This window comes from Myxococcus sp. AB025B (genome assembly GCF_006518215.1).
Classification (GTDB): domain Bacteria; phylum Myxococcota; class Myxococcia; order Myxococcales; family Myxococcaceae; genus Myxococcus; species Myxococcus fulvus.
In genome coordinates this window covers 1-6,284 of record NZ_SRLW01000431.1, presented here as the reverse complement: position 1 = coordinate 6,284, position 6,284 = coordinate 1, and the positions used below count along the sequence as shown (strand labels likewise).

The following is a 6,284-nucleotide window of genomic DNA, read 5'->3' as shown; positions in this document are numbered from 1 at the left end:
CGGCCACTACCACTGGGGCGAGGAGGGCGACTTCTTCGGCCTGTACCGCGAGGCCAACTACGGGCCGAACATCGACATCTACCATGGCAACGCACCCTTCGGCGTGGTGCTCAGCGGCAAGCGCGCGGGCTCGCGTGCTCCGGTCGATTCGGCCCTCCAGGCGAACGATGCGGCGCCGGTGGTCCTCCGGCAACTCCGCCGCCGCCGAGAGTCGGGCGTGGCGCAGCGCGGCCGCGAGGTCCTTGAGGGAGTGCTCGTAGAGCTTGGTCAGCTCCAGGTGCAGGCTCGCCGCCTGGAAGCCCCGGGCGGACTGGAGGGCCTGGTGCAGGTGGTCCGCGGCGGCCTGGGGCTCGCCGGCCATGCGGGCCAGGCGCGAGGCCAGGGCGTGGGCCTCCAGGCCCACGGTGCCGGAGCCTTTCGTCGCCGCGGCCGCGAAGGCCCGGGCCCGGGTGTGGTCTCCGGCCCGGAGCGCCACGCTCGCGAAGCCGAGCAGGTCCCTGGGGTCCTCGTCCCGGGGAACGGCGGTGCCGTCGCCGGCGCGGAAGCGGCGGACCAGCTCGCCCAGGAGGGCGGCGAGGAGGAGGAGGTCGTTGGCGTTGTGCTCGAGCACGGGCGTCAGCGAGGCGCCGTCGCCGCCGCGCAGGTAGCGGAAGTACAGGTCCGGGATGAGCGAGCCGTCCACGTCGTCGACGCGGCGCAGGCCGAGCACCTGCTCCTCCATGTGGACCAGGCGCGTGCCGGCACCCCGGTGCTTGAAGACGCGGCGGGCGCAGTGGAGCAGGTCCAGGTGGGGCAGCTCGGCGGGGGCCTTCACGCGGTTGAGGACGAAGCGCGTGCGCAAGAGCGGCCAGTCGAAGCTCTTGCCGTTGAAGGTGACGATGCAGGAGGAGCGGGCCATGCGCTCGGCGAGCACGCGCAGCATGGGGGCCTCTTCGCCGAGCTTGCGCAGGAAGAGCTGGTGGACGCGCAGCGAGCGCCCCTCGAACCAGGCGAGGCCCACCAGGAACGGCACGGTGCCGGTGCCGCCGGCGAGGCCCGTGGTCTCCGTGTCGAGGAAGAGCATGCGCTGGTAGTCCACGCCGGCCAGGTCCTCGTGGAGCGCGAGCCGGGCGACCAGGGCGCCCTCCACGTCGAGGGCGCCGGCCACGGGGGCGCTGCCGTGGTGGTGGTCCGGAGGCAGGAGACGCTCGGAGACGTGGACGGTGCCGTGGGGCGTCTCCTGGGCCACGACGGGCAGTGGGCCGGGAGGAGGACGAGGCTGGGTGGGACCGCGGCGCGCGGCGGTCTGGCCCTGTCGCTCGGACCAGTCCGCGAGCATCCGCCGGAGGGATTCGATGCGCGGGTCGCTCGGGCGCGCGGGGGCCTGGGGCGATGCGGCGGCTGACGGTTCGGGCGTGACGGCGTGGCGCGATGTCTCGTCCGGTCCGGGGGCTTGGCCCGTATGGGCAGGAGCCGGGGCGGCTGACACCGTCGGCGGCGGTGAAGCAGGAGCGAAGGTGTTCGCCTCGGCTGAACCGTCGGCGACGTTCCCCGGTGGAGCCCTCCCCTCGCCCGACGGCGCCGGGAGCGTGGCCACGCGGCTCGCGGGCTTGCCGCCGGGTCCCACGCCCGTCAGTCGCGCCAGCTTTCGCTTGAGGTCCACGCGCCGAGCCCTCCGCCGTCTACTGCACGCCCGCGACGCCGAGCAGGCTCAGCACCTCGAGCCCCAAGCGCTTGCGCGGATGCGGGTCCATGGGCGCCTGTCCCGGCATGACACCCGACGCCGGACCGATGCACGCCGGGCAGCCCTCCTCGCACGCGCAGGACTCCAGGAGTCGCCGCGCGCGCACCAGCAGCTCGTCGCGCTGGTCATACAGCCGCGCCGCCAGCCCCACGCCGCCGGGGATGTTGTCGTAGAGGAAGATGGTCGGATCGAACCCCACGCCACCATCCTTGCGCGGAGGCCCGTCCGCGTCATCGCGGCTGCCCAGCGTCTTGCCGATGTCCCGGGGGTCGATCATCAACCCCACGCACGCCACGGTGCGCAGCGCCGTGGCGATGCCTCGCAGCGCGTCGATGACCGCGGGCCTCGGCGCCTTCATCGAGCGCACCACCGACTCCGGCACCGTCAGCCACAGCGCCGTGGTGTGCATCTGCATCTCCGGCAGCGCCACCTCGCCGTAACCGACGTTCTCGTGCGTGTGGTACTTGATCTTCTTGTACCCAACCACCTTCTCGATGACGCTCACCTCGCCCATGCCGGCCTGGAGCGACGGGCCCACGGGCGCGCCCTGGTCCTCCTGGATGACATTCACGCGCACGTACGTCATCGCGTCCGTGAAGTAGTCCGGCGCCACCTTGCGCACGAAGGCCTTGTGGTTCTCGTAGTCGAACTGCTCGACCTGATACTGCTCGGCCTCGTGCTGGTAGATGGCCTGCTCGTGCAACATCGTGTGCGCCGAGCGGAAGTCCATCTCCGCCAGCGTGCGGTCCGTGCCGCGCTCGATGATGACCACGTTGTCCCAGCCCACGCTGCGCAGCGACACGTGGTTCGCCGGATACGCATCCGAGGACCAGTGGAACACGCGCCGACCACCCTCCCCCGCCGTCGGATGCACCACCTGGTGCTGCGCGAGGAACCCCAGCGCCTCCGCCGTCGACTCCGCCGGCACGTCGCCGAAGGCCTCGCCCTCCTCGAACGGCAGCTCGAACGACGCGCACTTGAGGTGCTGGACGAGGATCTCCACGTTGTCCGGGTCGATGCGCGCGTGCTCCACCGGCGCCCCGATGAGGAAGCGCGGGTCCGCGGCCATGTACTGGTCCAGCGGCGCGCTCGACGTCACCAGCAACGCCAGGCTCCCCGCGCCCCGACGTCCCGCGCGGCCGAAGCGCTGCATCAGCGCCGCCACCGAGCCCGGGTAGCCCGCGCACACCACCGCGTCCAGCGAGCCGATGTCGATGCCCAGCTCCAGCGCGTTCGTCGCGACGACACACCGCACGTCCCCCGCGCGCAGCGCCGCCTCCGTCGCCCGCCGCGTCCCCGGCAGGTAGCCGCCCCGGTAGCCCTGGATGAGTGACGGGTCCAGCTTCTCCTCGACGAACCGGTCGCGCAGGTACTTGAGCATCACCTCGATGTTGTTGCGCGACTGTCCGAACAGCAGCGTCGACACGCCCGCGCGCACCAGGTCCGACGTCAGCCGCACCGCCGTCTTGAGGTAGCTGGCCCGGATGCCCAGCTCCGCATTGACCACGGGCGGGTTGAACACCATGACCCGCCGCTCACCCGCCGGCGCCCCGCTCTGGGCGACCAGCTCCACGTCACACCCGAGCATCCGCCACGCGTGCGCCTGCGGATTGCCGATGGTCGCCGACGCCGCGATGAACACCGGGTCCGAGCCATGGAAGCGCGCCACCCGACGCAGCCGGCGCAGCACGTTCGCCAGGTGCGAGCCGAAGACGCCCCGGTACGTGTGCAGCTCGTCGATGACCACGTAGCGCAGGTTTGAGAACAAACGAGCCCAGCTCGCGTGGTGCGGGAGGATGCCCGTGTGGAGCATGTCGGGGTTGGTGAGCAGCACGCCCCCGCGCTCCCGGGCGGCGCGTCGAGCATCCGCCGGCGTGTCCCCGTCGAAGGTGATCGCGCCGTGCGTCAGCCCGGCCTCGCGCATGAAGGCCCGGAGGGATTCCTCCTGGTCTCGGGACAGCGCCTTGGTGGGGAACAGGTAGAGGGCGCGCGCCTGGGGCTCCCGGGCGAAGCGATCCATCAGCGGCAGGTTGTAGCAGAGGCTCTTGCCCGAGGCGGTGGGGGTGGCGATGACCAGGTTCCTGCCCGCGCGGGCCAGCCGGAAGGCCTCGGCCTGGTGGGAGAAGAGCTGCTCGACGCCGCGCTGGCGGAGCGCCTCGCGCACTTGGGGGGCCACGTCCTCGGGGATGGGCGCGAACGAGCCGACCCGGGCGGGGGTGGCCTCGTCGAGCGAGAAGCAGGGCGACAGGCCCCGGTCCGCCTTCCATTGCTGGAGCACGGAGTCCAACCCCCGAGGGGCATTCCACGGGGTGCGACGCGGGCCACCGAAGGCCCCTTCTTCCTTCTCGAACTTCATGGGTCGGGCACTGTACAGGTGTGTACCGGGCCGGACAACGCGAACACGGTCGAGCGCGCCGGACGGGGCTCGGCTAGGTTCCCGCGCCCGTGGCCCTCGCCATCTTCCTGTTCACCTACGTCTTCATCGCCGGCGCCCGGCTCCCCTTCCTCAAGCTCGACCGCCCCGGAGGCGCGCTGCTCGGCGCGGTCCTCATGGTGGTGTTCGGCGTCGTCTCGCCCGCGGAGGTCTTCAACCACAGCGAGGACACCGCGAAGCACGCCATCGACGCGGACACCATCGTCCTGCTGCTCGGGATGATGCTGCTGGCCGCGTACATGTCCCAGGCCGCTGTCTTCCGCACGGCCGGCGCCTGGGCGGTACGTCGCGCCCGCACGCCCCGCCTGTTGTTGATCGCGGTGACGTTCATCTCCGCGGTGCTGTCCGCGTTCCTGGTCAACGACACGGTGTGCTTGATGCTCACGCCGCTGGTGCTCGCCACGGTGGATGACGCGAAGCTGCCGCCCGTGCCGTACCTGCTCGCGGTGTGCATGGGCAGCAACAGTGGCTCGGTGGCCACCTTCACCGGCAACCCGCAGAACATGCTCATCCAGGGTGCCTCGGGAATCTCGTACGCCAGCTTCGCGGCGTACATGGCAGTGCCCGCGCTCCTGTCCACCGTCATCGTCGCGGCCGCGCTGGTGTACCTCTTCCGCAACGAGCTGAGCACGAAGCGCTTCGAGCCCCAGCCGCCACCGCCGCCCGTGGACCGCTGGCTCCTGGTGCTGACGCTCACGGTGACGGTGGGCGTCATCGTGGCCTTCTTCGCCGGGCTGCCCATGAGCTGGAGCGCGCTGGCCGGCGCCGCGCTGGTGATGGCCCTGTCCCGTCGTGAGCCGCGCGAGGCGCTCGAGCGCGTGGACTGGGTGCTGCTGTTGTTCTTCGCCAGCCTCTTCGTGGTGGTCTACGGCGTGAACAAGCACGGCTGGGCGGAGGAGATCCGCCTCATCTTCGCGCCGCTGATGGCGGGGCCGCCGTGGCGGGAGACGCTGGGCTTCGCGGGGCTGACGCTGGTGGCGTCCAACCTCTTCAGCAACGTGCCCTTCGTCATGCTCGCGCGCTCGTGGGTGCCCACGCTGCAGAACGTGGAGCTGGGCTGGCACGTGCTGGCCCTGGGCTCCACGCTGGCCGGCAACCTCACCCTCGTCGGCAGCGTCGCCAACCTCATCGTCTTCGAGGCGGCGCGTGGCAAGGTGGACATGTCCTTCATGCGCTACCTGCGCGTGGGGCTGCCCGTGACGCTCGTCAGCTTCGCGGTGGGGATCGCGGTGCTCCTCGCGGAGCACGCCCTGTTCTGACTCAGGGGTCCGGGTCCGGCAGCTCGCCCGGCGCCAGCTCCTGCTCGGGCGGCTTGGGCGGCTCGACGAAGGTGGGCGCGACGGCGTCGGGAGCGGCGGGGCCCGGAGGCGTCGCCACCGTGGGGCCGCCGCGACGGTCCCTGGGCGTGAGGTCCTTCACGAACTCGAGCGCCACCTGGTCGAGCAGCGTGGTGAGCGCCTGGCGGAACAGGTCCGGGTTCTTCCCCACCTTGAACGGGTCCAGGTGCTCCGCGCCCGCCTCCACCTGGTCCACCTCGAACGGGTGGCGCCACACCTCCGAGCGCCCATCCAGCGTGAACATCCGGCCATAGCCGCGCAGGAAGGCACCCGCGTGGCCCTTCTTGCTGCGCATGCCGTACTCCTGCACCACGAACTCGACGATGGTGTCCGCGCCCAGCGGCGTCACCAGGTCGTAGTCCGGAGCGTTCGCGGGGACCTCCTCCACCAGGAAGCTCTCCAGCACGGACGCCACGCGCGCCGGGTCCACCGTGTACGTCCACGGGGCCTCGCGAGGCAGCTGCGTCAGCGTGTTGACGCGCAGCCGCTCGGAAATCTCGAAGCGCGTCACCGCCTGCTGGAGCTTCACGGTGAGCCGCCGGTCCGCCTCCACGGGCTCCAGCTTCTTGAGCTTGTCTCCGTACGCGGAGTCTTCTCGGAATACGAAGCTGCGAGGTCCCGCGCCGTCCTCGATGCGGGAGATGAAGGCGGGGCGGCGCACGCGGTCCAGGTCGGCACCGGCGAGCCGCTGCGACGCACAGCCGGCGCAGAGCGCCAGCGCGATAAACGGAAGAAGGCTTCGCGTCATGGCCTGAGACTTACCCCATTGCGGGGCGGCCCGCCCCGCAAT

4 protein-coding genes are annotated in these 6,284 nt (G+C 71.4%); 1 reads left to right on the top strand and 3 read right to left on the bottom strand.

The features are described 5' to 3' along the window. Positions 1–1,642, bottom strand: a 1,642-nt coding sequence (locus tag FL311_RS39940; RefSeq protein ID WP_141332885.1) for a ribonuclease H-like domain-containing protein, incomplete at its 3' end; no start/stop codon positions are given. Between the two features lie 19 nt (positions 1,643–1,661). After that, positions 1,662–4,079, bottom strand: a complete 2,418-nt coding sequence (locus FL311_RS39935) for a DEAD/DEAH box helicase (protein ID WP_228557403.1) — start codon at positions 4,077–4,079, stop codon at positions 1,662–1,664. An 89-nt stretch (positions 4,080–4,168) separates the two neighbouring features. Here FL311_RS39935 and FL311_RS39930 point away from each other — a divergent pair, with 89 nt between their 5' ends. Beyond that, complete coding sequence (locus FL311_RS39930; protein WP_141332884.1) at positions 4,169–5,416, top strand: SLC13 family permease; 1,248 nt, start codon at positions 4,169–4,171, stop codon at positions 5,414–5,416. Between the two features lies 1 nt (position 5,417). Here FL311_RS39930 and FL311_RS39925 read toward each other — a convergent pair whose 3' ends face one another. Continuing rightward, positions 5,418–6,242, bottom strand: a complete 825-nt coding sequence (locus tag FL311_RS39925) for a hypothetical protein (protein ID WP_194869571.1) — start codon at positions 6,240–6,242, stop codon at positions 5,418–5,420. Positions 6,243–6,284: the final 42 nt, after the last annotated feature.

What these genes read in the sequence shown, in the direction of transcription:
- FL311_RS39935 (WP_228557403.1), bottom strand. Translation starts at nt 4,079, where the DNA reads ATGAAGTTCGAGAAGGAAGAAGGGGCCTTCGGTGGCCCGCGTCGCACC.
- FL311_RS39925 (WP_194869571.1), bottom strand. Translation starts at nt 6,242, where the DNA reads ATGACGCGAAGCCTTCTTCCGTTTATCGCGCTGGCGCTCTGCGCCGGC.